Origin of the sequence: Candidatus Poriferisodalis sp. (assembly GCF_965215815.1) — a bacterium.
In the GTDB taxonomy this organism is placed as follows: Bacteria; Actinomycetota; Acidimicrobiia; order Acidimicrobiales; family Poriferisodalaceae; genus Poriferisodalis.
The window spans coordinates 197,530-221,954 of sequence record NZ_CBDCEO010000012.1 but is presented as its reverse complement, the minus strand read 5'-3'; the positions used below and the strand labels follow the sequence as shown (position 1 = coordinate 221,954).

Annotated in this window: 28 protein-coding genes; 6 read left to right on the top strand and 22 right to left on the bottom strand. The window is 66.1% G+C overall.

The window, feature by feature from the left end; translation table 11 throughout:
* Positions 1 to 15: 15 nt before the first annotated feature.
* The 4 genes from ACOOHB_RS03020 to ACOOHB_RS03005 form a co-directional block, all read right to left on the bottom strand.
* Positions 16 to 330: a putative quinol monooxygenase gene (locus tag ACOOHB_RS03020; protein WP_420443341.1), complete on the bottom strand. Its 315-nt coding sequence runs from the start codon at positions 328 to 330 to the stop codon at positions 16 to 18.
* Positions 331 to 419: 89 nt separating this feature from the next.
* Positions 420 to 1,304 carry a YgfZ/GcvT domain-containing protein gene (locus ACOOHB_RS03015; RefSeq protein ID WP_420443340.1) on the bottom strand — a complete coding sequence of 295 codons (885 nt, stop codon included), beginning with the start codon at positions 1,302 to 1,304 and terminating at the stop codon, positions 420 to 422.
* Positions 1,301 to 3,490 (bottom strand): anthranilate synthase component I, encoded by a 2,190-nt coding sequence (locus tag ACOOHB_RS03010; RefSeq protein WP_420443339.1) that lies wholly within the window; start codon positions 3,488 to 3,490, stop codon positions 1,301 to 1,303. The genes ACOOHB_RS03015 and ACOOHB_RS03010 overlap by 4 nt, the downstream gene beginning before the upstream one ends.
* Before the next feature lie 21 nt (positions 3,491 to 3,511).
* Positions 3,512 to 3,841 carry a GroES family chaperonin gene (locus tag ACOOHB_RS03005; protein WP_420444644.1) on the bottom strand — a complete coding sequence of 110 codons (330 nt, stop codon included), beginning with the start codon at positions 3,839 to 3,841 and terminating at the stop codon, positions 3,512 to 3,514.
* 136 nt (positions 3,842 to 3,977) lie between these two features.
* On the opposite strand from ACOOHB_RS03005, the gene ACOOHB_RS03000 reads away from it, so the two are divergent.
* Positions 3,978 to 4,676 (top strand): alpha/beta hydrolase, encoded by a 699-nt coding sequence (locus ACOOHB_RS03000; protein ID WP_420443338.1) that lies wholly within the window; start codon positions 3,978 to 3,980, stop codon positions 4,674 to 4,676.
* 12 nt (positions 4,677 to 4,688) lie between these two features.
* Here the strand turns inward: ACOOHB_RS03000 and ACOOHB_RS02995 are convergent, their stop codons facing one another.
* The 8 genes from ACOOHB_RS02995 to ACOOHB_RS02960 all read right to left on the bottom strand — a co-directional run bounded on the left by ACOOHB_RS02995 (position 4,689) and on the right by ACOOHB_RS02960 (position 13,138).
* Positions 4,689 to 6,245: an acyl-CoA synthetase gene (locus ACOOHB_RS02995; RefSeq protein WP_420443337.1), complete on the bottom strand. Its 1,557-nt coding sequence runs from the start codon at positions 6,243 to 6,245 to the stop codon at positions 4,689 to 4,691.
* Positions 6,246 to 6,323: 78 nt separating this feature from the next.
* Positions 6,324 to 7,106 (bottom strand): imidazole glycerol phosphate synthase subunit HisF, encoded by a 783-nt coding sequence (gene hisF, locus ACOOHB_RS02990; protein WP_420443336.1) that lies wholly within the window; start codon positions 7,104 to 7,106, stop codon positions 6,324 to 6,326.
* A 38-nt stretch (positions 7,107 to 7,144) separates the two neighbouring features.
* Entirely contained in the window at positions 7,145 to 7,951 is an 807-nt protein-coding gene (locus ACOOHB_RS02985; RefSeq protein ID WP_420443335.1) for a HisA/HisF-related TIM barrel protein, read from the bottom strand.
* On the bottom strand, positions 7,948 to 8,607 hold the full coding sequence (gene hisH / locus ACOOHB_RS02980; RefSeq protein WP_420443334.1) for an imidazole glycerol phosphate synthase subunit HisH: 660 nt from the start codon (positions 8,605 to 8,607) through the stop codon (positions 7,948 to 7,950). The genes ACOOHB_RS02985 and hisH overlap by 4 nt, the downstream gene beginning before the upstream one ends.
* A gap of 63 nt (positions 8,608 to 8,670) precedes the next feature.
* Complete coding sequence (hisB, locus tag ACOOHB_RS02975; protein ID WP_420443333.1) at positions 8,671 to 9,279, bottom strand: imidazoleglycerol-phosphate dehydratase HisB; 609 nt, start codon at positions 9,277 to 9,279, stop codon at positions 8,671 to 8,673.
* An 82-nt stretch (positions 9,280 to 9,361) separates the two neighbouring features.
* Positions 9,362 to 10,435 carry a histidinol-phosphate transaminase gene (gene hisC, locus ACOOHB_RS02970; protein ID WP_420443332.1) on the bottom strand — a complete coding sequence of 358 codons (1,074 nt, stop codon included), beginning with the start codon at positions 10,433 to 10,435 and terminating at the stop codon, positions 9,362 to 9,364.
* Positions 10,432 to 11,736: a histidinol dehydrogenase gene (gene hisD / locus ACOOHB_RS02965; RefSeq protein WP_420443331.1), complete on the bottom strand. Its 1,305-nt coding sequence runs from the start codon at positions 11,734 to 11,736 to the stop codon at positions 10,432 to 10,434. Before hisD ends, hisC begins: the two co-directional genes overlap by 4 nt.
* A 253-nt stretch (positions 11,737 to 11,989) precedes the next feature.
* The gene (locus ACOOHB_RS02960) at positions 11,990 to 13,138 is read right to left on the bottom strand and encodes an ATP-binding protein (RefSeq protein WP_420443330.1); all 1,149 of its coding nucleotides are present in this window, start codon (positions 13,136 to 13,138) and stop codon (positions 11,990 to 11,992) included.
* Between the two features lie 210 nt (positions 13,139 to 13,348).
* On the opposite strand from ACOOHB_RS02960, the gene ACOOHB_RS02955 reads away from it, so the two are divergent.
* Positions 13,349 to 13,507: a hypothetical protein gene (locus ACOOHB_RS02955; protein WP_420443329.1), complete on the top strand. Its 159-nt coding sequence runs from the start codon at positions 13,349 to 13,351 to the stop codon at positions 13,505 to 13,507.
* 125 nt (positions 13,508 to 13,632) lie between these two features.
* Here the strand turns inward: ACOOHB_RS02955 and ACOOHB_RS02950 are convergent, their stop codons facing one another.
* The gene (locus ACOOHB_RS02950) at positions 13,633 to 14,211 is read right to left on the bottom strand and encodes an IS3 family transposase (RefSeq protein WP_420443328.1); all 579 of its coding nucleotides are present in this window, start codon (positions 14,209 to 14,211) and stop codon (positions 13,633 to 13,635) included.
* Between the two features lie 90 nt (positions 14,212 to 14,301).
* A complete protein-coding gene (locus ACOOHB_RS02945; RefSeq protein WP_420443327.1) occupies positions 14,302 to 15,750 on the bottom strand; it encodes a Fic family protein in 1,449 nt (482 codons plus the stop codon).
* Between the two features lie 179 nt (positions 15,751 to 15,929).
* Between ACOOHB_RS02945 and ACOOHB_RS02940 the strand changes: the two genes are divergently transcribed.
* On the top strand, positions 15,930 to 16,118 hold the full coding sequence (locus ACOOHB_RS02940; RefSeq protein ID WP_420443326.1) for a hypothetical protein: 189 nt from the start codon (positions 15,930 to 15,932) through the stop codon (positions 16,116 to 16,118).
* A gap of 19 nt (positions 16,119 to 16,137) precedes the next feature.
* Here ACOOHB_RS02940 and ACOOHB_RS02935 read toward each other — a convergent pair whose 3' ends face one another.
* Genes ACOOHB_RS02935 through mshD form a run of 4 tightly spaced genes read right to left on the bottom strand, consistent with a single transcriptional unit; the run spans position 16,138 to position 19,682 of the window.
* Positions 16,138 to 17,055, bottom strand: a complete 918-nt coding sequence (locus ACOOHB_RS02935; RefSeq protein ID WP_420443325.1) for an HpcH/HpaI aldolase/citrate lyase family protein — start codon at positions 17,053 to 17,055, stop codon at positions 16,138 to 16,140.
* A gap of 54 nt (positions 17,056 to 17,109) precedes the next feature.
* The gene (gene nth / locus ACOOHB_RS02930) at positions 17,110 to 17,751 is read right to left on the bottom strand and encodes an endonuclease III (RefSeq protein WP_420443324.1); all 642 of its coding nucleotides are present in this window, start codon (positions 17,749 to 17,751) and stop codon (positions 17,110 to 17,112) included.
* A gap of 9 nt (positions 17,752 to 17,760) precedes the next feature.
* Positions 17,761 to 18,921 (bottom strand): 23S rRNA (adenine(2503)-C(2))-methyltransferase RlmN, encoded by a 1,161-nt coding sequence (rlmN, locus tag ACOOHB_RS02925; protein ID WP_420443323.1) that lies wholly within the window; start codon positions 18,919 to 18,921, stop codon positions 17,761 to 17,763.
* Positions 18,918 to 19,682, bottom strand: a complete 765-nt coding sequence (mshD, locus tag ACOOHB_RS02920) for a mycothiol synthase (RefSeq protein ID WP_420443322.1) — start codon at positions 19,680 to 19,682, stop codon at positions 18,918 to 18,920. Before mshD ends, rlmN begins: the two co-directional genes overlap by 4 nt.
* Before the next feature lie 105 nt (positions 19,683 to 19,787).
* Here mshD and ACOOHB_RS02915 point away from each other — a divergent pair, with 105 nt between their 5' ends.
* Both ACOOHB_RS02915 and ACOOHB_RS02910 read left to right on the top strand, forming a co-directional pair.
* Positions 19,788 to 20,231, top strand: a complete 444-nt coding sequence (locus ACOOHB_RS02915; RefSeq protein WP_420443321.1) for a hypothetical protein — start codon at positions 19,788 to 19,790, stop codon at positions 20,229 to 20,231.
* Complete coding sequence (locus tag ACOOHB_RS02910) at positions 20,228 to 20,941, top strand: ubiquinone/menaquinone biosynthesis methyltransferase (RefSeq protein WP_420443320.1); 714 nt, start codon at positions 20,228 to 20,230, stop codon at positions 20,939 to 20,941. The genes ACOOHB_RS02915 and ACOOHB_RS02910 overlap by 4 nt, the downstream gene beginning before the upstream one ends.
* Before the next feature lie 24 nt (positions 20,942 to 20,965).
* On the opposite strand, the gene ACOOHB_RS02905 is transcribed toward ACOOHB_RS02910, so the two are convergent.
* The 4 genes from ACOOHB_RS02905 to ACOOHB_RS02890 all read right to left on the bottom strand — a co-directional run bounded on the left by ACOOHB_RS02905 (position 20,966) and on the right by ACOOHB_RS02890 (position 23,126).
* Positions 20,966 to 21,457 carry a YbaK/EbsC family protein gene (locus ACOOHB_RS02905; protein ID WP_420443319.1) on the bottom strand — a complete coding sequence of 164 codons (492 nt, stop codon included), beginning with the start codon at positions 21,455 to 21,457 and terminating at the stop codon, positions 20,966 to 20,968.
* 70 nt (positions 21,458 to 21,527) lie between these two features.
* A complete protein-coding gene (locus tag ACOOHB_RS02900; RefSeq protein WP_420443318.1) occupies positions 21,528 to 22,406 on the bottom strand; it encodes a 1,4-dihydroxy-2-naphthoate polyprenyltransferase in 879 nt (292 codons plus the stop codon).
* A gap of 123 nt (positions 22,407 to 22,529) precedes the next feature.
* Positions 22,530 to 22,853 (bottom strand): hypothetical protein, encoded by a 324-nt coding sequence (locus tag ACOOHB_RS02895; RefSeq protein WP_420443317.1) that lies wholly within the window; start codon positions 22,851 to 22,853, stop codon positions 22,530 to 22,532.
* A gap of 6 nt (positions 22,854 to 22,859) precedes the next feature.
* Positions 22,860 to 23,126, bottom strand: a complete 267-nt coding sequence (locus ACOOHB_RS02890; RefSeq protein ID WP_420443316.1) for a hypothetical protein — start codon at positions 23,124 to 23,126, stop codon at positions 22,860 to 22,862.
* A gap of 171 nt (positions 23,127 to 23,297) precedes the next feature.
* Here ACOOHB_RS02890 and ACOOHB_RS02885 point away from each other — a divergent pair, with 171 nt between their 5' ends.
* The gene (locus tag ACOOHB_RS02885) at positions 23,298 to 24,389 is read left to right on the top strand and encodes a Zn-dependent alcohol dehydrogenase (RefSeq protein WP_420443315.1); all 1,092 of its coding nucleotides are present in this window, start codon (positions 23,298 to 23,300) and stop codon (positions 24,387 to 24,389) included.
* Positions 24,390 to 24,425: the final 36 nt, after the last annotated feature.

The window sequence follows — 24,425 nt, the reverse complement described above, 5'->3', positions numbered from 1 at the left end:
GCATCGAGCCCAGCGTCAGAAGTCGACGCCCTTGGCGACGACCGGATCCAGGAAGATAAGCTCGGGCCGACCCGCCATGTAGTCGCGCATTGCCCGACCGAAGTTCTTCATCTGCTCCGAGCCGCCGTGCAACTCCAGCGCAGATTGGTCGGTGTACAGCTCGTAGAACCACACGACATCGTCTTCGTTCTGGTCCTTGTGCGCGGCATAGACCTCGGTGCCGGGCTCTCCGGCAGCGTTGCTCATGCCGATGTCGGCAATCACGGCGAGCAGGTCGTCGCGCTTGCCTGGTTGGGCGGTCAGCTTGGCCAGCAGTGCGGTCTTTGCCATGTCGAAACTCCCTACGATCCAGTCATGTCAGCGACAGCCTGCGAGCGTACCGGTGAGGGCTCCTGAGTGGGCCGATCAAACCGGCGCCCTCAGAACAGCTCAGCGAGCAGGACCGGTTCGCCTGCCGTCGTGTATGCCGTGTCGCCGGCATCCCGTCGCGCCAGGGCGAAGCCCACCGACATATCCCCCAACGCTGCTGCGCTCAACACCTTGGCAACCGCAGTGCCGGCGTCATCGTGTAATGGATCGTCTGGCGCGAGTGGTACCGCAGCCCGCAGCCGGCACACGCTGCGCCGGCCGCCAGCCCGTGAGTCAATCCGCTCGACCAGTTCCTGGCCGCGGTAGCAGCCCTTCGTGAACGACGCCGCACGATCGACAAGGCCCGTCTCGTTCGGGATGTCGCCCGGCCGGATCTCTGTGCCCATCGCAGGCAAGCCGAATGCCATTCGCAGCACGTCGAACTCGTCCGGGGAGACCTGCTCGGCACCATCACCGAGCCGACCGACGACGCTGCCGGGGCTTGCGAGCAGGTCGAACCCGCTGGCCAGTGGCCAATTCGTGGGCCGCACCACGTGCTCCGGGTTGTCAGCGGGGCCGGTGGCCGCCGTTGCGGTTGCTGCATCGCTTGTCGAGCGAGGACCCCTCACTGCGTGCACCGTCCACTGCTGCAGTGAGAACTCCGCTTGTGTTCGCAGCTTGAATCGCTCCAATGACGTCGCCATGGTCTCGCCGAAGCCGGGTTCGGTGTCGGCGATGTAGGTGTCGGGCCCGGTGCGGCATATCGAGAAGAACGTTTCAACACGCCCGCGTGGTTCCAGCAGGAAGGACAGGGTGCTCTCGCCCCGCTCCAGTGCTGTCACGTCGGCTGAGATCTGACCGTGGAGATACACGGCCGCCTCAGGTCCGGACACCACCACGACGTCTCGCGGGATGGTCGCCGTAACAAGCCGATCAAGCTGCGGCCCCAGGGTCATCCGCTTCTCCAGCCGGGCACCAGCCGATCCACTGCATTGCGAATCAGTGCGAGCCCCACACCGTCGTCGAGCGACATGATCGACTCGGGATGGAACTGCACGGCCGCGACCGGCAGTTCGCGGTGCTCGACGGCCATCACGATGTCGTCGTCGAGGCTGATTGCGGTCACTTCCAGCGCGTCAGGCACCTCAGCACGACGGGCGAACAGCGAGTGATAGCGACCCGCCCGGAACTCCTTCGGCAATCCGTCGAGCAACTGACCGCCGAGGGTGCGAATGGCAGAGGGCTTGCCGTGCATCGGCGTGGACAGCTGCCCGAGTTCGCCCCCGAAGTACTCCACGATGCCCTGCAGGCCCAAGCAGACACCGAAGAGCGGAATTCCGGCATCGATCGTGGCGCGCACCACCGGGCCGATGCCGAAGTCGTCGGGGCGACCCGGACCCGGCGACAGCACCACGAGGTCGAACTCGTCAGCACTGATCTCGGTTGTCGGGAACCCAGCCCTGCGTGTCACCACCGTGGCGCCGGTCTGGCGCAGGTAGTTGGCGAGCGTGTGCACGAACGAGTCCAAGTGGTCGACGAGCAGGACGCGTCGTTGGCGGGGCCGGGTCTCCACCGTCCCCGCCGTCGGCGCCGAACGGGGTCGCCGGATCGCGTCGAGGAAGGCCGAGGCTTTCAGCTCGGTTTCGGATTCTTCGTCGTCGGGGATGGAGTCCCACAGCAGCGTCGAGCCCACCCGAACCTCTGCGTGTCCGTCGATCACGCGGATGGTGCGCAGAGTGAGGCCCGTGTTGAGGCCGCCGTCAAAGCCGACCTTGCCGACGGCGCCGCCGTACCAAGCCCGGGCGGTGCGCTCGTGTTGCTCGAGGAACATCATCGCCGCCGTCTTGGGCGCACCGGTCACCGTGACTGCCCAGGTGTGGGACAGAAAGGCGTCGAGCGCATCAAAACCCCCTCGGAGACGGCCTTCGACGTGGTCGACGGTGTGGATGAGGCGCGAGTACATCTCGATCTGCCGGCGGCCGATCACCTTGACTGAGCCCGGCACGCAGATGCGGCTCTTGTCGTTGCGGTCGACATCGGTGCACATCGTCAGCTCGGATTCGTCTTTCGATGAATTGAGCAGCGCCAGGATCTGCGAGGCATCGTCGATGGGGTCCTGACCGCGAGCGATGGTGCCCGAGATCGGGCAGGTCTCGACGCGGTCACCCTCGACGCGCACGTACATCTCTGGAGAGGCTCCCACCAGCCACTCGCCGGACTCACCAGCACTGCCCAGATTTATTAGGAATCCGTACGGGGATGGGTTCTGTTCTTTGAGACGCCGGAACAGCTCCGAGGGCGGCTCGACGCACGGCTCGGAGAACATCTGGCTGGTGACAACTTCGAACAGGTCACCCCGGGAGAAGTACTCGCGGGCGGCTTGCACACCGGCCGCATAGCCGCCCGGCTCGTGATCGCGGAACGCCTCGAGATCGAGGTTTGGCTCATACAGCGTCCGGTCGCCGCCCCCAGCAAGCCCGGCCGTGGTGCGGCCGGCCGCGGCGAACTCATAGCGCAGGCGCTGGGCGACGCCGCCCTGGTGGTCCACGATGAGCAGGTCATCGGGCAGGTACAGCACCAGATCGCGCTGGTGGGCCGGACGCGGCAGCTCCAGGGCAATGGGTTCGAACTGGAACGCGAGGTCATATCCGAATGCGCCGTACAGGCCGAGGTGCGGGTCGTCGCAGCTGAACAGGTCGATCAGAGCGCGCACGACCGTGAACGTGGATGGCTGGCGGCTGCGCTCCTCTTCGGCGAAACGCCGGTCGGGGCGTTCGACCGTGCAGGACACCTCACCGTGCCCGTCACTCGAATCGTGCGCAAGGTTGACGATGCCCGAGGCGCTTCCCAGCGCCGCCAGCGCCTCATTCACAGGTTCGAGCAGGACCGTGCCGCGCTCGTTCAGCGCTGTCACTGACACGTCCTGGGCCCGGCTGGTGACGGCCAGCGGCGGATCGGTGAAACCCATGTCCCAGCGGGTGTAGCGACCGGGATACTCGTAGCTCGACGAGAGCAGCACGCCCCGGGCCTTGTCCAGCCGGTCCACGAGATCTTCGACCTCGGCATCACCGTCCACGGTCGCCGTTGACAGCGAGATCGTGATGCCCCCGCCGGTGCGAAATTGCGTGTCGGCGGTGGTCATGGTTCCAGGGTCACCGATTGGTCACAAGTACAGGCCGGTGCTGCCAGGCTCGATGCGGGGTGCCGCGATGGCGTGGACATCCCGCTCACGCAGGATGAGGAAATCGTCCCCGTGTACCTCGACCTCGTGGCGGTCCTCGGGGCTGAACAGCACTCGGTCGCCCTCCTCGGCGCTGCGGACGTTCGGCCCTGCGCCGACGACTTCGGCCCACACGAGGCGCTTGTTCTGTTGAGCCGTCGCCGGAATCAGAATCCCGCCGCTTGTGCGGCGCTCCGAACCATCGTTGGGGATTCGTACCAACAGGCGATCGTGCAGCATCTTGATCGGCCGCCGCTCGTCGTCGTTATCCACTGCAACGGGCGTCTTGGCCTTGCGGGCACCGGTCTTGGGACTCTTCGAGGGACGAGCGGGCTTCGTCGCCGATCCAGTCCCGTGCTCATTGTTTGTCTCAGGAGCACTCACCGCCCGCACGGTACCGTTCACCGCGATGAATGACGCAGCGAATTCTGCGGCAGCGGCACCTCGGCCCATTGACCCTCGACCCATTGACCCTCGACCCATTGACATGGTGGCGGCCGATGGCACCGATCTCGAGGCCGAGCTGGCCTGGCCATCCGCAGCCTCCGCTGTAGTTGTGCTGTCCCACCCGCATCCGCTCTACGGCGGGGACATGTGGAACCCGCTCATCGACCATCTCTTCAGAGCTCTGCCCGCAGCCGGCGTCGCAGCGCTGCGCTACAACTTCCGGGGCACGGGCAGCTCTGGCGGCAGGCACGACGAGGGACGCGCCGAGCGGCTCGACACCGAAGCGGCCTTCGATGCCGCAGCACAACTCGCCGCCGAGCAAGCCGACGACGACGCCACACCAGCGGTCGTATCAGCCGGCTGGTCCTTCGGCGGCGACGTGTCGCTCGCAGCCGATCATGATGGCTTGGCGGCGTGGATCGGGATTGCGGCGCCCTTGAGGATTGTTGACCCGGCCACAATGTCGGCCCCGAACGACCCGCGTCCCAAGCTGCTCCTGGTGCCCCAGCACGATCAGTTCCGCTCCCCCGCCGAGGCCGCTGAGATCACCCAGCACTGGACGAATTCCCAGCTTGAGGTGATCGCTGGCGGCGATCACTTCCTGATGGGTCATGCCCGGGCGGTTGCCGAACAGATCACTTCGTTCACTGCCGGCCTGTAGCAACACCGGGGCTTACACGATGCGGGAGGACCGGTCGCCCCAGTACTCGTCTCGCAGGATGCGCTTGTAGAGCTTGCCGGTGGGAAGGCGGGGCAGCTCGTCCCGGAAATCGACCGAGCGCGGCGCCTTGTAGCCCGCGATGTGCTCGCGGCAATACGCCAACAGCTCGGACGCCAAAGCATCGCTCGCCTCCACACCTGCGATCGGCTGCACGACGGCCTTCACCTCTTCGCCGAAGTCGTCGTTGGGAACACCGAAGACCGCCGCGTCGGCAACCTTGGGGTGCACTACCAGGCAGTCCTCGATCTCTTGGGGGTAGATGTTGACCCCGCCCGAGATGATCATGAAGGCCTTGCGGTCGGTCAGGTAGAGATAGCCGTCTTCATCGACGCGTCCGACGTCGCCGAGCGTTGACCACAGCTCGTGTTCGGCATGGCGTGAATCGGCGGTCTTGTCCGGATCGTTGTGGTATTCGAACGCCGGTATCTCGCGCTCGAAGTAGATGGTGCCTGACTCGCCCACTGGCAGCTCGTTGCCTTCGTCGCTACAAATGTGAATGACCCCGATGAGCGGTTTGCCGACCGTGCCTGGGCGCTCGAGCCATTCTGGCGAACTCACGTAGCAGAAGCCGTTCAGCTCGGTTCCGGCGTAGTACTCGTGCAGGATCGGCCCCCACCACTCGATCATCTGCCGCTTCACCTCGACCGGGCACGGAGCCGCCGCGTGCACGGCGACTTGGTGGCTCGACAGGTCGTGGCGGGTGCGGGCGTCGGGGGGCAGCTTCAGCATCCGGCTGAACATGGTCGGCACCCACTGGCTGTGCGTGACGCGGTACTGCTCGATGTACGAGAGCGCCTCGGAAGCGTCGAACCGATCCATGACCACCGCTGTGCCACCCATCGACTGGGTGCCGGTCGTGAACGACAACGGCGCGGAGTGGTACAGCGGCGCGGGCGACAGGTAGACGCTCCGGTCGCCGACGCCGAAAAGGCCCCCGACGAGCCCCACGCCGACGAGATCTGGGTCGGTGATCGACGTACCGTCGAGCGGCCGCATGATCCCCTTCGGCCGACCGGTGGTGCCCGAGCTGTAGAGCATTGCCGAACCGCGTGGCTGGGAGTCGAGCGGCTCCGCGGGGTGGGCCGCAATCGCATCGGTGAACGAGTCGAAGCCGTCAGCGACCTCGTCGAGCATGAGTCGAACGTCGCAGTCGCCGATGAGCGGCAGCATCTCGGTGGCAGCCTCAGCAACCGCCGGCGACGCCACCAGCACCCGAGCGCCGCAGTCATTGACGATGTACGCCGCCTCTTCCGCAGTCAGGTACCGGTTGACGGTCGTGAAGTACAGACCGCTGCGGATGGCGCCCCAATAGGCGTCGAAGTAGCCGATGTTGTTGTCGGCGAAGATCGCCACATGGTCGCCAGGGCGCAAGCCTGCTGCCCACATGAGCTGGGCGAACTGTGAGCTGCGGGCTTCAAGTTCGCCGAAGGTGCGCACCTGACCACTGCGGGCCATGACCACGGCGGGACGGTCAGGATCGGTCTTCGAGAACGTGCCGGGGTAGCTCATGGCGCCGAAGTTACTTCGGCGTCCTCAAGCACAGGCCGAAGCTATCCGGCGCCCGCGCAGGCTGTCCTGAAGCGAAAGTCAGTCAGCTGGCGGACGGACGGTGACGCCTGCGTCCATGAGAGCCCGTTTGGCGTCGGTGATGGTGTGCACACCGAAGTGGAAGATCGACGCAGCCAGAACGGCATCGGCGCCGGCAATCACTGCGCCGTCCACCAAGTGCTGGAGCGTGCCGACGCCGCCGCTGGCCACGACAGGGATACCGACGGCGTCGACGACCGCCCGGGTGAGCCCCAGGTCGAAGCCCGCCTTGGTGCCGTCGGCGTCCATAGAGGTCAGCAGGATCTCACCGGCCCCCAAGTCGGCTACTCGACGTACCCATTCCAGCGCGTCGATGCCAGTGTCCTCGCGCCCGCCCTTGACGTAGACGTTCCACGTCGTGTTCCCGTTTGCATCGGCAGGGTTCGACTTGGCGTCCACCGCCACCACGGCGCACTGGCTGCCGAACTCGTCGGCAATCTCGCGCACCAACTCGGGCCGGGCCACCGCAGCCGAGTTAACCGACACCTTGTCAGCGCCTGCCCGCAACAGGGCCCGGGCATCGTCGACGGTACGGATGCCGCCACCGATCGTGAAGGGAATGAACACCTCCTCGGCGGTGTGGCGGGCGAGCTCGATGATGGTGTCACGGTCGTGAGCGGAGGCGGTGATGTCGAGAAAGACGATTTCGTCGGCGCCTTGTCGGTCGTAAGCGGCCGCCAGCTCGACTGGATCACCTGCGTCTCGCAGCCCGACGAAGTTGACGCCCTTGACCACCCGCCCGTCGTCCACGTCCAGGCAGGGAATGACCCGCACTGTCTTCATGAGACTGTCTTCATGAGATTGCCTTCACCGGAATGCCCTCATGATTGGCCGGCCTCGGGGATCGGCTCGTCGTGGGCTGCGCTCCCGCGTGCCACCACCACGGCGGCGCCGGGCGAGATCGCGCCATCGTGGAGCGCTTTGCCGACGATGGCCCCAGCGAGCGTGTGGCCGTTCGCCGAACGCAGGTCGCGCAAGTCGGCGATGTCGGCGAGACAGCCGACCCCGCCACTCGCGATGATCGACATAGCGGGAGGTCGTTGAGGTGCGTCCAGCACGTTCCGCAGGCCAGACAGGTCGCTCCCGCCGCCCATGCCATCGCGGGAGATCTGGGTGACGACAACCGCCTCGGCGCCGCTGCCAGCCAGCCGAGTCAGCGCCTCGGACAGGCTCACCCCGCTGCGATGCTTCCAGCCGCGTGTGGCGACTTCGGTGCCTCGTACGTCGAGACCGACGGCGACGCGGTGTCCTGCTGCGATCAACTCCCCCACGAGGTCGGGGTTCTCGATTGCCGCAGTACCCACCACACAGCGCGTGACTCCCGCGTCGAAGAGCGCTTCAGCGCTCGCACGGCCGCGCACGCCTCCCCCGCACTGCACGCGAACACCTGCGTCGCCGATAGCAGCAACGACCGATCGGATCACGTCCCGGTTGCTGCTGTCGACTACGCCCGAGAGGGCTGCGTCAAGGTCGACCATGTGAATCCAGCGCGCACCCGCCTCCGCAAATTCGTGGGCTACCTCGACCGGGTTTGCGTCATAACGCACCTCACGGTCATAGTCGCCTTGCAGCAGGCGCACGCAACGGCCCTCGCGCAGGTCGATCGCCGGGTACAGCTCGAAGCTCATCTGCCGCAACGCTCCGCTACTACAGCGGCGAGGAAGTTCTGCGCCAGCAGCTTGCCGGCGTCACCGGATTTCTCGGGATGGAACTGCGTTGCCCACGTGCGGCCGCTCTGTGTGACTGCGGTGATCGGTGTCGGATAGTCGCAGGTCGCGACCACCAGGTCGACCTCGGTGTCGGGTGCGTAGCTGTGGACGAAGTACATCCAGGCACCGTCTTCGAGCCCTGCCAGCAGCGGGCAACCCGGCCGCTGCACGACGAGGCGATTCCACTGCATCTGGGGCCGCACCATGCCGTCCGGCAAGAGCCGCACCGTCCCAGGCATAACGGCCAACCCGGGTATTCCTGGGGCCTCTTGCGAGGCTTCGAACAGCATCTGCATGCCAACACAGATGCCCAAGAAGGGTCGTCCGCTCTCGATGGCCTCGAGCGCCGGCTGTTCTAAGCCGGTCGCACGGAGCTGCCTCATGCAGGTGCCGAAATGCCCGACGCCTGGCAGCACGACCCCATCCGCGTCACGGATGAGGCCTGCATCCGCAGTGAGAAGGGCGTCAGCGCCCACTCGTTCGAGTGCCTTTTGGGCCGAGCGCAGGTTGCCGATGCCGTAGTCGAGCACGGCGACCAACGGTCGGCCTGGAGCCGTCTCGCTTGATTCGGTCACTGTGCGGTCGCCTTGAGATCTACCTGAAGCGGGCTTGGCGGTGTGCCGATCACCGGCTGCCCGTCATAGGACGCCCTTCGTGGAGGGCAGCACGTCGTCAGCAATACGAATGGCGTCATAGAACGCCCGCGCCGCGCCCTTGAAGCTGGCCTCGATGATGTGATGGGTGTTTCGGCCGCGCAGCATCACCAAGTGCAACGTGATGCCTGCCGACATGACGAGCCCGCGCCAGAACTCCTCACACAGCTGAGGGTCGAAGGGCGGGTCGCCCAGGATCTTCTCTCCCGGCGGATCGATGTCGTAGTGCAGGAACGGACGACCCGACAGGTCGAGCACGACCTCGACAGCCGCCTCGTCGAGCGGCACGGTGTACGACGAGAAGCGGCGCACGCCTGCCTTGTCGCCCCAGGCCCTTCGCATGGCCTCGCCGAGCGCGATGCCCGTGTCTTCGACGGTGTGGTGGGCATCGATTTCGAGGTCGCCGACGGTACGCAGCTGCAGGTCGAATCGAGCGTGCTTGGCCAGCTGAGCGAGCATGTGGTCAAAGAACGGCAGGCCCGTCGAAATGTCGTTCTGGCCAGTGCCGTCGAGATCCAGCGTCAGGTCGATCTGGGTCTCTTTGGTGTGGCGCTGCACGGTGCCAGTTCGTGAGGAGACAGGGCGAGCAGTCATAAGGAACCCTCCGCATCGATCAGCATCGGTCGCATCAGCCTGCGGCCTGCGCAGCGGTTTTGCACCCTCCGGCTGGACAAGCTCATGCGAGCACCCCTGCGAGGGCCTCGAGGAAGCGGTCGTTCTCGGGAGGCGTGCCGACAGTGACCCGCAAGCAGTCCGTGAGGCGGGGCCACCCCGAGCAGTTCCGCACGAGCACCGAGCGGTCGACGAGCGCTTGCCAGACATCGTCGCCACTGTGCCCGGTGGGACTGGTGCGGAACAAGATGAAATTGGATTGCGAGGGCCAGACGTCGAGGCCCAGCCGACCCAGGGTCGTCTCGATCCGCACGCGCTCGGACACGATCGCAGCCACACGCTGCTCCATCTGGTCCGCGAAACGCAGAGCGACGCGCCCCGCAATCTGCTTGAACGTGTCGACGTGGTACGGCAGCACGACCTTCTCGAACTCAGCAGCCATTCCTGCAGGGATCACCGCGTAGCCCAACCGCGCCCCGGCCATCGCCCACGTCTTCGAGAACGTGCGGGCGACGACGAGATTGGCAGGGCCTCCTGCGTCGTCGCAGAAATCGATGGCGCTCCAGTCAGCAAATTGGCCGTAGGCCTCGTCGACCACCACGAGGCCGGGCGCTATCTCCAGCGCCCGTTCGAGCACCTCAAGTCGCTCGGGTGTGCCAGTGGGATTGTTGGGCGAGCACAGGAACACGATCGAGGGCTGATGCCGCTCGACGATCCGCTCCAACTCAAAGACGCTGACGCTGCCGTCGACGTGACGCTCGCCTTCGACCACTGCGCTCTGGGTACCGCGCGCAATCTGGCCGTACATCGCATAGGTGGGCTCAAACGTGGCAACGCTTCGACCGGCCCCGCCATAGGTCAGGCAGACGGTCTGCAGCACTTCGTTCGAGCCGTTGGCCACGAAGATGCGTTCAGGCTCGATGTCGTGCAGCTTGGCCAGGTCGGCCCGCAGCGCGCTGGCCGTGCGATCGGGGTAGCGATGCCACTCGACGCTGCGCAGTTCCGCCGCAAGCGCCTCCGAGAACTCCGGCGGCGGTCCCACCGGTGCCTCATTGGTGTTCAGGCGCACCTCGACGTCGATCTGCGGGGAGTGGTAACCCTCCAGCAAGCGCAGGTCGTCCCGCACCGGCGGTCTCACGGTCGAACCCCCGATGTGGACCACTCCTTGCGGCGCGACACCGAGGCCGCGTGCGCCCACAGCCCCTCGGCTTCCGCCAGCTCAGCCACTGCTGGCGCGAGTCGGTCAAATCCGGCCTCGGAGACCTCGACCACATGCATCCGCTTGGTGAAGTCCTCGGTGGTGAGCGCTCCCGCGAATCGGGCCGTTCCTGCCGTGGGCAGCACGTGCGATGGCCCGGCCACGTAGTCGCCGACCGACGCCGGCGCCCACTGCCCGACAAACACGGCGCCAGCGTGACGGATGTTGCCCAGCAGTTCTTCGGCGCCGTCACACATGAGCTGGAGATGTTCGGGCGCAACGAAGTTGGCGACCTCGGCAGCCTGAGCAGGGCTGTCAACAAGGCACACGAAGCCGTCGGCCTCCAAGGTGGCCAGGGTCTCGTCGCGCCGTGGCGACAGATCGACGATCTGAACGATCGCGTCGCAGACGGCGTCGGCGCAGGCAGGGTCCCAGGTGACAAGCCAAGCCCGGCCCCCGGGGCCGTGCTCGGCCTGCAGCACGACATCGGTGGCTGCAGCGGCCGGCGGGCACGTCCCGTCGGCGATCACGACGATCTCCGAGGGCCCCGCGAATGCCGACGCAACGCCCACGTCTCCGGCAACGAGCTGCTTTGCGGTCGCGACCCAGGCATTGCCCGGCCCTGCCACGACATCGGCGCGACGGATCGTCTCGGTGCCGTACGCCAGCGCCGCGACAGCCTGCACGCCACCGACACGGTGTACCTCGGTGACGCCACAGAGATGTGCGGCAGCCATCACGGATGCCGACAGGTTGCCGTCCGGTCCCGGGGGGGAGCACAAGACGATGTCCTCCACGCCTGCGGCCCGGGCCACGAGCACTGTCATGAGAACCGTGGAGGGATAGGCAGCCAGACCGCCCGGCACGTACACCCCGGCACGGTCCACCGGCTGGCTGATCGAGCGAACGGTGACACCGTCGCGTTCATAGGTATGCCCCACCGCGGCTTCCGTGCGATGGAATTCCAGGATGCGCTGGTGAGCGGTCTCCATGGCGGAACGCAAGGCAGGAGACAGCGACTCCCACGCAGCTCGGAGATCGCTCTCCGGGACCAGCGCGTCGGGCACATCGACGCCGTCGAAGCGGTGAGTGAGCTCCCGGACAGCCGGATCGCCGCCGGTTCGGACATGATCGATCAGCTCGCGAACGGCTTTGGAAGACACCGCAGCATCCGTCTCGGGGCGCGGCAGCAGTTCGGCTATTTGATCGCTCCGACCCCGCAGGTCCAGCCGCTTCAGCACCGCGCCGAGGGTACCTGCGACCCCACGAGCCACTGCTGTGAATTCGCGCCTGTGACGAACACCCAAGCGCACCCTGTGGCGCAGTGCGGCTCACGCGTTGAGGCCAGCCATGTCGAACTACTTGGTGACGCCACCGAAGGGACTGTCAGACGCTCCCTTGTCATCAGAAGCTGGCGGGCTCAGATCTTGAGGTGTGCGCGGGACGCGTGACAGATGCGTGCGCCGACGGCCCGTACGGATCGGTTGGTGGCCTTCAGCTCCATAGTTCTCCGTCGCGCAGCGCGCCGTGGAAGGTCTCAATCGGCCACACGTCTATACCGTCCTCGGTGCGGAAGGCTCGACGTCCTCGATAGATCACGATGCGCCGAGCCAAGCCCGGCAGATCAACTACGGCTCGCAGTCCCTTGACGAATGAGGTGTTGTATCGCTCGGCTGCTTTGACCTCGATTGCCGCGTACTTGTCTTCGCGTCGCAAGACGAAGTCGACCTCGATGCTTGACTCGGTCGCTGCCCAGTACGCGATCTCGTCATAGAGCCTCTGGCGCTCGTTATGGGCGCGCAGCTGGCCGAGCACCCAGCCCTCGAACAGGGCGCCGCGCTCCTCCGCAGCGACCGGGCCGAACTGGCGCTTGACGGCTCGCACCAAGCCCGGGTCCGCCCAGTACAGCTTCGGCCGTCGTCGCTCGCGGACCCTCAGCTTGGCCTCGAGAGCAGGAAGCGGTGCGGCGACCAGGGTGTCCTCGAGAATCTCGAGGTAGCCCTCGACGGTCGAACGTGCGACACCGGCATCACGTGCGATGGCTGCGGTGTTCAGTTGCTGGGCGTGCATCAGCGCAGCGACTGGAAGGAATCTCACGAATCCGGCCAGGTTGCGTACGGCGGCCTCGGCGCGGATTTCTTCTCGCAGATACAGCTGGGTATAGCTCGATAGCACTTCGCCGCGATCGCGGGCTGCCCACACCAGCGGGATAGTTCCGTGACGCAGTGCCTCGTCGAGGTCGAAGTCGCTGCTCAGCTCCGCGGCGGTGAGCGGATGCATCGCCATGCGCAAGGCTCGGCCCCCAAGAAGGTTGGTACCGGCAGACTTGAGCTTGCGTGCACTCGAGCCCAGAAGGGCAAAGCGAAGATCCCGATCGGCAATCTGGCGATGAACCTCGTTGAGCAGACTCGGAATCCGCTGAACCTCGTCGACGACGACCCAATCGCCCGTCTCAACCGCTGAGACCATGCGGCCGAACAGCGCAGGGTCGCCAAGCAGGTCGGTGAACAGGGCCTCGTCGAGCAGGTCGAAGCGCACCGCCGACGGCAGCGCCGAGCGAATCCACGTGCTCTTGCCCGTCCCTCGCAGACCGAGCAGAAAGAAGCTCCGCTCCGGAAGTCGAGTCAGCCGTTCGTACAGCACGCCATCAAATATAGCCGAAATATGCTATATATGCCGTGACTTTCCCGTATCTATGGCCGTACCGCGCAGATGGTGGCTAGTGAATCGGCCCGGGACGTTCCTGTAGATGCCAAGTGCGGGTTGTGAGGGTGGAGAGGTCGGCTCGGAGGGTGCGGTACCCAAGAGCGCTCGACGTTGCGCGGCGCGAGCGGAACTATCTACAGCCATTTCGTGCTGACCGCCAAGTACGCCGAGGCCATGAGTTACGGCCAGCTCGATGTCGAGTTCGTGCCGGTTCACCAACGGCCAGATGACCAACACACCCCTGCCGGAGCGACCCAGCGTGCCGCTCGCGACCATCAACACCACCCGCACTGCCAAAGTGTTTGACACCCCCTTCCTGTTCGGGTTCACCCACGAGTTCATGCACGTGCTCGGCTGGGACCGCTGGAAGCTGGGCTGGCTCGACGACACACACATCGCCTGCGTCGCAGATCCCCACACCGTCGGACCGTTCATCCAGCTCGCCACCGACAACGGCAACACACCCCCTCGAGGGCGTCTTGGACCAGCCGCGTGTCGATGCGTTCGCTCATCGCGTATCCCAGCAGCCGGCGGCTGCCCAAGTCGAGCACCACCGCTAGGTACAGCCAGCCGTCGCCGGTGCGCACGTAGGTGATGTCCGACACCCACGCCCGGTCGGGCCGGCCAGGAGCGAACCGGCGGCCGACCAGGTCCGGAAGCTTCGGCGCCGAGCGTGCAGGGGTGGTGGTGCGCTTGGGGCGCCGCGGGCGGATCCCGGCGATCCGGTGGGCTCTCATGAGCCGGGCGACACGCTTGGGGTTCACCCGATGCCCTCTCGAGCGCAGCTCCGCTGTCACCCGAGGAGACCCATAGGCCCCGCCCGAGGCGGCATGAATCTCACCGATCTCCGCCACCAAGGCCGCCTCGGCCGCCTCACGGCGGGTCGGCCCTGCCGCGTGCCCGGCGCGCCACTCATAGAACGCCTGGCGGCTGACCTTGGCCACACCGCAGCACATCGAGGTCGGGAACCCCTCGGCCTTCCGAGCCAGCACCCACCGATACCGGCCCACTCCCCGCGCACATCTTCAGTGTTCGGTGCAGGCGGATTACTGGATTCATGCTGCCGGTTTGTGTTGGGGCCGAGTAGCAACGGCGTGTGTTCAGTAGGCGTGATTGCCAGTGTGCCCTGCACGTCGCTGGCACGGTTTGCGGCTGCGGGCGCCCATGTGCCCGCAGCGCGGGGCTCGGCTCGGCCTAGACGGCCCATCTGCGGCGTGCCTCTCAGCCTCGACGATGTGATCAGGCGATGTACGAGTGCCGTCCGGCGGCGCGGCCTGATTGTGGCTGCCCGCGAGTTCGTGCAGCCGTTCGGGGATGTTCGCTTGGCCGTCGAGATGCAGCCTCCAGCCTTCCGCGATCAGCGTGTCGCGGTTGTCAGCGACGTTCAACAGTTCCCGGGCCTCGAACACCCGCACCCCGGACTCGTGATCACGGTGTTCTGCGAGCAGGCCGAGACCGGTGAGCCGACTCACCGCACGCGCCGCTGTGCGCTCGTTGAGCCCAGAGCGCTCAACGAGAAACGGCAGAGTCGCAGCCGGTGCGGTACGGATGACGCGCAGTATCTCGTCCGCTGAGGATCGCTGCCTCGAAGGTACCTGGTTGCACTTGCGCTCCCAGTCGGCGACACATCTGGCGACCGCGGTCGCGTAGTCGCAAGCGACCACAACCGCATCCGCGGTGAACTCGACCGATGCCGTCATGGAATCAGAACGCTCATCGTCTGACCGGTCGCCAATGAACAGACGGCTCTCCTGCAAGGTGTCGTAGTATTCCTGTCGGCGTGCGTCGATCGCTGCTGACAGCGGCACCGGGACGTGCAGGTGACCATCTCGCCGAAGGACGAGATTCGTGAGCGCCCTCCCGATTCTTCCGTTGCCGTCCGTGAAAGGGTGAATCGTCTCGAACTGCGCATGCACGATGGCGGCCTTCACCACGGCCGGCGCCCAAACAGTGCGATCCGAGATGTACTCGGCGAGGTCGGTCATCAACGCGGGCACTTCTGTGTGCGGCGGGGGCACGAAGTGAGCGTTGGTGGGCGTTCTCTGCCCGCTGCCGATCCATACCTGTTCGCTGCGAAGCCGCCCTGCGTCGAACCGGTCCACGGTGTCCGTGAACAGGATGCGATGGAGCCGTTCGATGTCGCGGACCGTCACATCGCTGCTCGCGCTGGCGGCGAGCGTCATGGCCTCTGTGTTCATGTGAACGCTGCCGAGCGTCAATCTGTCTGTGCGGTCAGTCTCGGCTCGCCGACGGCCGCGCAGAGACTCGAGCAGGCTCAGCGAGCGCATGGTCGTCCTGATGTTCTCAACGCTGCTCGTGGCAAGTCCTTCTGCCCGGGTGAGCACAAGGCGCAGCGTCGGCGAGCCGGAGCAGTCGAGCCGATTCGCATCGGCAATACGGCGCTCGGCCAGCCGCACCAGCTCGCGAACGTGGGGCTGCACCAATGGGCACCAGCCGTTCAGCACGCATGGCACATACGCCCTGTAGGGAGACGACACCATGCCGGTGCCGACCCAGCGGGTGTAATCGAGTTCGAGATATCGGCCCATGCTCGTCGACGTCCCTCAACGTTTGCCCGCACGACACTAACACCATCAAACTGTCGAATTCTTGTGTTCATGTGGACAATCGCACTGAATCACCCCGGACGTTCGGTGGTTGGTTGATCGGGGTGGGTCCATCGTTCGATGCGGACAGGCAACGCCACGATGTGGCTAGCGTGCCGCGGGTGATCAGCGCTGCGGAGCTGTCCTCGATCGAGACCGCCGTCGGCGAGCTCAGCAACCGCATTTCGCGGGCAGCCGACGAGCTGATGGGCACGCCGCACGAGGACGCCGGCGTCGAGCTCTATGAGGTCGAACGCTCGCTGCGCATGGCCCGGCGCCGATTGGCCCAGGCCACTGACGCACTGCGCTGAACGCCATCTGGACTGGCGGTCAGGACCGCTCGGCGATTGCCTTGGCGGTGGCGACGATCTTGCGGGCGCGGGTCAGATGGGGCACGTCCACCATCTGGCCGTTGTGGGCGAATGCCATCAGCCCTGCGGCTTCGGCCTCCACAAACGCCTCGAGCAGCTCCTGTGCGTCAGCCAATTCCTCAGCGCTGGGCGTGAACGCAGCGTTGACGATGTCGATCTGTGCGGGGTGGATGGTGATCTTGCCGGTGAATCCCATGGCCGCAGAGGTCGCGCAATCTTCAGCTAGCCCCTCGTCGTCTCGGAAGTCCACAAACACCGTGTCGAGCGGCTGCTTGCCCCACGCCGTGGCTCCCACCAGGCACATGACCCGGGCGTACTCGAACACTGGCAGGTAGGCGCCCGAGGCGTCCCGGTTGGCCTTCGAACCCATCGCTGCGGACAGATCCTCGGCACCCCAGCTCAGCGCATCCACACGATCGTGCTGAGCGAGTTCGCCGATGTTCAGCAGGCCCTGCGGCGTCTCAGTGCCCAGCACCAACAGCACCACGCCTCCGGGCGGGTGGCCGTTCTCGAGTTCCCAGCGAGTGATCATCCCGTCGAGCTGAACGACCTCTGCCGCATTGTTCACCTTCGGCACCAGATAGGCGTCGGGCGGGCAGACCATCGTCTCGGCAACGTCGGCAACGCACCACGGACTGTCGAGCGGATTGATCCGCACCACCCGCTCCTTGGCACCGAAGTCGACATCGGCCAGCCAGCCCGCCAGAGTGGCCCGGGCGCTGTCCTTGTTGTCGGGTGTGACGGCGTCCTCGAGGTCGAGCACGAGGCTGTCCGCGTCGGTGGCCAAGGACTTCGTGAGCATGCGCTCGTTGGCGCCGGGCACAAAATGCGACGATCGCCGCACGGTTGCATTGCCAACACTCTGGGACTCGGTCATTCGGTCGGGCCTCCTAGGCCTCGGGTCGTCGTTGCGGCCGAGGCCGCTGGTGGATCAGGCCACGAAGGCACTCGGGCAGTAATCGTTGAGCACGCAGTCATCGCAGGCGGGCTTGCGGGACGAGCAGACCCGCCTGCCGTGCAGGATGAGTCGCAGGCTGAAGTCGCCCCGCTCGTACTGCGGGATCATCGGATTCAACGCAAGCTCGACTTTGACCGGGTCCTCTTCTTCGGTGATGCCGAGTCGTCGCACGAGACGGCCGACGTGGGTGTCCACGGGCAAACCGGGCAGGTCAAAAGCGACCGAGCGGATGACGTTCGCCGTCTTGCGGCCCACGCCAGGCAGCTTCACGAGTTCTTCCAAGCGGCTCGGAACCTCGCCTCCGTGGTCGGCCAGCAGCTGTCGGGCCATGCCTTGCAGGTTGCGGGCCTTGCTGCGGAAGAAGCCGGTGGGATGCACCAACTCCTCCAGCTCAACGAGGTCGCACGATGCCAGGGCCTCGGCGTCGGGGTACTTCTCGAACAGCGCCGGCACAGTCGCGTTGACGCGAACGTCTGTGCATTGCGCCGACAGGATCGTCGCCACCAGCAACTCGAACGGATTGCGGTGCACGAGTTCGCACACGGCCTCATACTCGTCCTTGAGCCGTTCGTGGGTCCGCTGGGCGCGCCCTTTCGGCGATCGAGGCCTAGCCATGGCGAGTTTCTAGCGCTCTTGCTGGGCGCGTGCGCCGCGGCGGGCTCGGGCGCCCGGCTGGATCGTGACCAGCTTGTCGGCACGCAGCTGCCCGCACGCCGCATCGATGGAGGTGCCCCGGTTGACGCGCACGGTGGCGTTGACGCCGTAGGACGCCAACTCTGACGCGAAATGCTCGATGCGCCCCGATGGCGATGGCGCGTGGCCGTAGCCCGGCGTGGGATTCAGCGGTATGAGGTTGACATGCGCCGCAAGCGGACGTGCATATGCAGCCAGTTCGACAACGTCGTGATCGCGATCGTTGACGCCGTCGATCATCGCCCACTCGAGGCTGATACGGCGCCGCTTGGCACGGCGGTAATCGGCCAGTGCGCTCGCGAGCTCACGCAGGGGATACGTGCGATTGATTGGTGCGATGCGATTGCGCAGGCGGTCGTTCGCGGCGTGCAGCGAGACTGCCAGATTGACCGGCAGGCTGGCAGCCGCCAGACGCACGATGCCCGGAATGACGCCGACAGTGGACACAGTGATGTGCCGGGCGCCGATGCCCATGTCGTCATGGAAGCGCTCCACCGCTGCCCAAACGGCGTCGTAGTTTGCCAATGGCTCGCCCATGCCCATGAACACGATGTTGACGGCTCCGCTGCGGGCGGCTCCGATATTGACGGCTCCGCCGCGGGCGGCTCCGCTATTGACGGCTCCGCCCGCCGAGCTGCTGTGGCTGGTCGATGGCTGCTGCAGCGTGCCCAGCACCTGCTCGACGATTTCCCCGACGCTCAGATTTCGGTCGAATCCCACCTGGCCCGTTGCGCAGAAACTGCACGCCATGGCACAGCCAGCCTGGCTGCTGATGCACAGCGTGGTCCGATTGCGGTAGCCCATGAGCACGGTCTCGACCAGGTGTCCATCACGCAGCGACCACAGGTACTTGCGAGTCTTGCCGCGATCCGCTGACTGGGCACGCACCATCTTCAACGCCGGCGGCAGCAGTTCGCCGATGGCCTGTCGCAGGTCCTTGGGAACGTTGGTGAGCTCGGCCAGCGGGCGGCGCTGGCGGTACAGGCCATCCCACACCTGGTCCAGCCGGTACGAGGGCTCGCCATCGAGCAGCTCACCTAGCTCCGCCCGGCTGAGGTCCGCGAGTGCGGGATCGGCGACGGAGGTTGTCACGACCGGCCAGTGCCGTAGGGCGAAAGCGGTCCGATGCCCGTGAACAGCCGTCGCACAACGGCAATCTCGAGGCCGAGGTCCCCGTAGAGCGTGACGGCCGGCGTGTTGTCGGCGTCGACGTAGAGCATGGCCCGGGTCAGGCCTGCGTCAAAGAGATGCTCGTAACCGGCCAGCGTGAGGGCTCGGCCGAGTCCCCGGCCGTGGTACTGGGGATCCACCGCGATGACGTACACCTCGCCGACCGGCGGGTCCTCATCGTTGTGCACCTTCGTCCAGCAGTAGGCAACGATCTGCCCGTCGAGGTCGTACACCCGGAAACCGTCGGCGTCGAACCACGGCTCGGCTTGGCGCTCAGCGACCTGAGCAAGCGTCCATCCGCCCTGCTCGCGGTGCTGCGAGAACGCCCGGTTGTTGACCTCCACCCAAGCCTGCTCGTCCTGGCCGACCACGAACGAACGCGTCTCGATTCCGCTGGGCTGATCCATCGGCAGGGACCGCTCCATCCGGTACAGATCGCGCTCGAACGTCAGACACAGCGATGTCAGTTCACGCCCGAGCGCAGTCTGCGAAGGCGCCGGATCGCTGCCCGCCGCTTCGGTGTGATCGGGATGGTCGATCCAGACCGACACCGGTCCTGCAACGTTGTCGAGTTGCCGTCCTAAGGCTGCGGCCAGCGCTCCCGGCGGCCACTGTGCAGCGTTGGCCTCCACGACAGCGCCGTGCTGATCGGCACCGATCGAGATGACGGGATCGGCACTCACTACCAGAAGGCTAATGCTGCGCGGTCGAGGCTCTCAGGCCGTGCCAGCTCAACGCATGCGTCACGCCGAAGCGGATCGTGTGGGCGCAGGTGCCACACTTGCCCGGTGAACCAGATGCGGTGGCTGAACCGCAGCCAGCCTCAGACGCTCTACAGCGCCGTGCTGCTGTGCTACTTCTCCGCGGTCCTGCTGCTGTTCGGCAACCGCATCGACTGGCAACTCGCCCTCGACGTGTTTGAGAGCATCGTCTCGCTGTTCGCCAGCGAGCGCACAGCTATCGAGCTCGGCGACAGCATCGTGCCGCTGGCCGTGACCGTGCTGCTCGGCGGCTCACTCGTCGGGGGCGGCTTGGGAACCGCCAACGAGCGGCGATGGGGCCACTGGCTGTGTTCCGCAGCGGCGGTCTACTCGACGGTGGCGACGCTGTGGTGGGGTGCCCGCACCAGCTTCCAGCTCGGGATCTTCATGCGCCTCATGTTCGACGTCTTGCTGCTAGTGCTGCTCTTCCACCCGATCAGCCGCAGTCATCGACGCGTCTGGTTCCGGTGAGTCTGCGTCTGCGTCGACGGAGGCGGTCCGAGCTGCCCAGTCCGCAGGACAAGGCAGACACTGTCCAGCTGATGTTCGACGAGATCGCGCCGCGCTACGACCTGCTGAACCGCCTGCTGACATTTCGGCTCGACACCCGGTGGCGGCGACGAGCGGTGGCGGCCCTGGGCCTTCAGCCGGGCGAGACCGTGGTTGATCTGGCCTGCGGCACCGGCGATCTGTGCAACGAACTTGAGGCGGCGGGCTTGTTCGCCGTCGGAGTCGATTTCTCCGCCGGCATGCTCCAAGCGGCGACAACCCGTGCTCCGCTGGTGCGTTCCGATGCGCTGAGCCTCGGCGTGCGCGAGGGCTGGCTTGCCGGTGCAACCTGCGGCTTCGCGCTGCGAAATTTCGCCGACCTCGATCGCTTCTTCGCAGAGTTGGCTCGGGTGCTTCGGCCCGGCGCTCGAGTGGCGATGCTCGAAGTCGCCGAACCCGCCAACCCAGTGCTGAGAGCGGGGCACAAGTTGTACTTCGGCAAGATCGTTCCCGCCGTCGGCAGCCTGCTCTCGAGCCGTTCGGCCTACCGCTACCTGCCCGAATCGGTGGCGTACCTGCCCGCGGTGCCAGAACTGCTCTCCCGGATCGCCGGGGCGGGCTTCCACAATGTTCAGCGGGACGCGCTCAGCGGAGGCATCGCTCAACTGATCACGGCAACGCGAGACGCCTGATTAGCGCCCGCAGGCGGAGTCTGTCTAGGCCTCCGGCACCGTCTTGGCGAGATCGGGGACTACCTCGGCTGTGGGAAGTTCAGCGAGCGAGGCAGGCGGGCACAGGATCTTGCAGTCACGCGAGCCACCTCCCACGATGATCGCATCGCAGTCCATGACCCTGCTGTCGATCCACACGGGAATGTCGTCGGGCAATCCGAACGGTGTGACGCCGCCGATCATCATGCCGGTGCGCTCGATGGTCTCAGAGGCATCTGCGAACGATGCCTTGCGGGTTCCCAGCCTGCGCCGCACGATGCCGTTCACGTCAAGCCGGGTCGTGGCGAGCACCACGCAGCACGCCATCGGCCGCTCGGCCGACTTGCCCACCACGCAGATGGCGTTGGCCGATGCGTCCATCGAGTACCCGTACCGCTCGCAGAACTGCGCCGTGTCGGCGAAATCGGGATCGCATTCCACCAACTCGAATGCCACGCCAAGCGTTGCGAGATGATCCAGGACTGCCTCGGAGCTCATCGCGACATCTTGGTGGATCGCGGCCGAGATGCCGCAGGTTGCAAGACTTCCGACACTGGGTAGACGAGGCTCATGCGCCCAAGACCAATCCGACCGTGAGCAGCGCGCCCACGACGAGTTGGAGCCGCCCGGTCCCGGCCAGCACGGCAACCAGTTCCTTGCCAGTGGCGCCGCGCAGCACCGTGCGCACCGGCGAGATGGCCACCACGACCGAGGCGAGCCCGAGGATCGCCCAAGGTCGCAGCAGCGACAGGTACAGCGGCGAGATCACGACGATGAACACGACGGTCACGTACATCGCCCTGGTCGGCCGATCGCCGACGCGCACCGCCAGCGTGCGCTTGCCCGCCTGCTCGTCGGTGGGCAAGTCCCGCAGGTTGTTCGAGATCAGCAACGCCACCGAGCCCAGCCCGACGGGCACCGACGCAGCGAGACCTAGAACGGTCAGGCGGGCGTCTTGCACGAATGCCGACCCCGCAGTCGCTACCAGCCCGAAGAAGACGAACACGAAGAGCTCGCCGAGGCCGCGATAGCCGTACGGCCGCCGGCCACCGGTGTAGTACCACGCAGCCAGGATCGACGCCGCTCCCGCCGCGATTAGCCACCACGACACTGCTGCTGCGACGACCACGCCGACCGCTGCCGCCACCCCGAACGCGGCGAACGCGGCATTGCGCACGGCATTCGGCGAAGCAGCGCCCGATGCCACGAGGCGTTGGGGGCCCACCCGGGCGACATCGGTGCCTCGCACGCCGTCGCTGTAGTCGTTGGCGTAGTTCACCGCAATCTGGATGAACAACGACACGACCAGCGCGCAGACAGCCCGCCACCACACGATCGCACCGGCTGCCGCGGCATCCGAGGCTGCAGTGCCCACGAACGGCGGCACCAGCGATGCGGGCCAGGTACGGGGTCGTGCCCCTGCGAGCCAGTTTCGAACGCCGGTCATTCCTGCGGTGCGGCGTCGGATGCGGCCGGTGCCACTTCTGTCACGGCTCCGAAAGCTAGGCGAGTCTGGGGAGGGCGAGCGTTTCGGAGACGGACGGGCCGGTTCGACATCTGCGTCCCTGGCTCAGCCCGCCGCGGCCGCCCACGGTGCTGACTGGCCCGCCTGGTAGTGGTCGGGTCGAATGCCGAATGCCTCGATCATCCTGTGCCATCCACTCGCAGAAGCAAGCAGCGCACCGAGGCGCAGAATCTGCTGCTCGTTGAAGTGAACGCCCAACCGCCCATACATCTCGGGCGGGATCTTGCCCGAGTGTTCGAAGCCCGACAGCCAATCGCACAGCGCCAGTGCGGCCTTCCACGACTCGGGCAGCTCCGAGGCCTCGTAGTCGGTGAGCTGTGCGACGACTTCGTCTGTGAGCCCAGTGCGCACCAACGATGCGCTTCGCACGAGGCTTCAGTGGAAGCACTCGTTCCGGTTCGCCATCCGGATGCGGCACAGCTCGATCATGTGCCGATCGAGCGCGCCCGGATCCTCGTCGGGATGGCCGCCGTACACGGCACCGACCCAGCCGAGGAACAGGTCAATGGTGGCCTCGTCAGCGGCAAGGGTCCGGAACAGGTTGTCGTCGGTGTAGGCCTTCGCGTACCACGTGTCCAAGCGCCGTTGCTGCTTGTCGTCCAGCTCGGTCACCTTCGGCAAGTAGCCGTGCTCGTTGGCCATGACTCCCCCTCGGCGCGGATTTCTCGCTGCCATCGACGCTACCGCAGCAACCACAAGTGCACCGCTGTGCCCACCGGACTTTCCAGGCACATGCGTTCGGACTCGCGCCTAGTCTCGGCCTGAACCAATTGCGGCCACCTCGGACGGCCGACCAACGCAAGGGGACGTGACATGAAGGCTGCTGTGCTCTGCGAACAGCCGGGAGACTTGGTAATCGAGGATCTGCGTATTGACGCGCCCGGCCCGAACGAGGTGCTGATCCGCACCGTCGGTGCCGGTCTGTGCCACAGCGATCTGCATTTCATGGAGGGCCTGTTCCGCACACCGCTCCCCCTGGTGATGGGCCACGAGTCCGCCGGCGTGGTCGAGGCGGTCGGTTCTGACGTCAACTACGTCTCTGCGGGCGACCATGTCGTGGCCTGCCTGTCGATCTTCTGCGGCCAGTGTCATCGCTGCCTGTCGGGCAATCCTCATCGCTGCACCAACGTCCGGGCAACATCCCGCCCGAAGGACGCAGCCGCCCGGCTCAGCCGGGACGACGGCACCGAAGTCGGCCAGATGGCTCGTCTCGGGGGATTCGCCGAGGAGTTGCTGGTGCACCAGAACGCGTTGGTGAAGATCCGCCCTGACATGCCGCTCGATCGGGCGTGCCTCATTGGCTGCGGTGTCACCACGGGCTTCGGCGCAGCAGTGAATACCGCCGGCGTCGGGGTCGGCAGCGTGGTCTGCGTGATCGGCTGCGGCGGCATCGGGCTCTCGGCCGTGCAGGGTGCGCGGGTCGCCGGGGCGGGCCGCATCATCGCTGTCGACATGACCGACGAGAAGCTCGAGACAGCCCGCCAGCTCGGCGCCACCGACACGGTCAATGCCAGCGAGGTGGACGACGTCGTCACCGCCGTCAAGGACATGACCGGCGGCGGCGTGGAGTACAGCTTCGAAGCCATCGGTCTCGCTCAGACAGTCCAGCAGGCATTCGGGATGCTCGACATCGGCGGCACGGCCACCGTGATCGGCATGGTTCCCTCCAAGACCAGGGTCGAGCTGCGCGGCATCGACTTCCTGTCAGAGAAGAAGCTGCAGGGCTCGATGATGGGCTCGAACCAGTTCCGCAGAGACATCCCGATGATGGTGGAGCTCTATCTGGACGGGCGCCTCATGCTGGACGAGATGATCTCGGGACGCATCGCCCTCGAACAGGTCAACGAGGGCTACTCGTGGATGAAGGCCGGCACCTCAAACCGAACCGTCATCACCTTCGACTGACCCCGCAGTCGACCTGCGGCGCCCAAGACCTCGACT

Excerpts from the sequence above, each read along its gene's own strand:
- ACOOHB_RS03010 (WP_420443339.1), bottom strand. The coding sequence starts at position 3,490 with ATGACCACCGCCGACACGCAATTTCGCACCGGCGGGGGCATCACGATC.
- hisF (WP_420443336.1), bottom strand. The coding sequence starts at position 7,106 with ATGAAGACAGTGCGGGTCATTCCCTGCCTGGACGTGGACGACGGGCGG.
- ACOOHB_RS02885 (WP_420443315.1), top strand. The coding sequence starts at position 23,298 with ATGAAGGCTGCTGTGCTCTGCGAACAGCCGGGAGACTTGGTAATCGAG.
- ACOOHB_RS02935 (WP_420443325.1), bottom strand. The coding sequence starts at position 17,055 with ATGACCGAGTCCCAGAGTGTTGGCAATGCAACCGTGCGGCGATCGTCG.
- ACOOHB_RS02945 (WP_420443327.1), bottom strand. The coding sequence starts at position 15,750 with ATGGGCCGATATCTCGAACTCGATTACACCCGCTGGGTCGGCACCGGC.
- nth (WP_420443324.1), bottom strand. The coding sequence starts at position 17,751 with ATGGCTAGGCCTCGATCGCCGAAAGGGCGCGCCCAGCGGACCCACGAA.
- ACOOHB_RS03000 (WP_420443338.1), top strand. The coding sequence starts at position 3,978 with ATGAATGACGCAGCGAATTCTGCGGCAGCGGCACCTCGGCCCATTGAC.
- ACOOHB_RS03020 (WP_420443341.1), bottom strand. The coding sequence starts at position 330 with ATGGCAAAGACCGCACTGCTGGCCAAGCTGACCGCCCAACCAGGCAAG.
- ACOOHB_RS02995 (WP_420443337.1), bottom strand. The coding sequence starts at position 6,245 with ATGAGCTACCCCGGCACGTTCTCGAAGACCGATCCTGACCGTCCCGCC.
- ACOOHB_RS02900 (WP_420443318.1), bottom strand. The coding sequence starts at position 22,406 with ATGACCGGCGTTCGAAACTGGCTCGCAGGGGCACGACCCCGTACCTGG.
- ACOOHB_RS02890 (WP_420443316.1), bottom strand. The coding sequence starts at position 23,126 with ATGGCCAACGAGCACGGCTACTTGCCGAAGGTGACCGAGCTGGACGAC.
- hisB (WP_420443333.1), bottom strand. The coding sequence starts at position 9,279 with ATGACTGCTCGCCCTGTCTCCTCACGAACTGGCACCGTGCAGCGCCAC.
- ACOOHB_RS02985 (WP_420443335.1), bottom strand. The coding sequence starts at position 7,951 with ATGAGCTTCGAGCTGTACCCGGCGATCGACCTGCGCGAGGGCCGTTGC.
- ACOOHB_RS03015 (WP_420443340.1), bottom strand. The coding sequence starts at position 1,304 with ATGACCCTGGGGCCGCAGCTTGATCGGCTTGTTACGGCGACCATCCCG.
- ACOOHB_RS02905 (WP_420443319.1), bottom strand. The coding sequence starts at position 21,457 with ATGAGCTCCGAGGCAGTCCTGGATCATCTCGCAACGCTTGGCGTGGCA.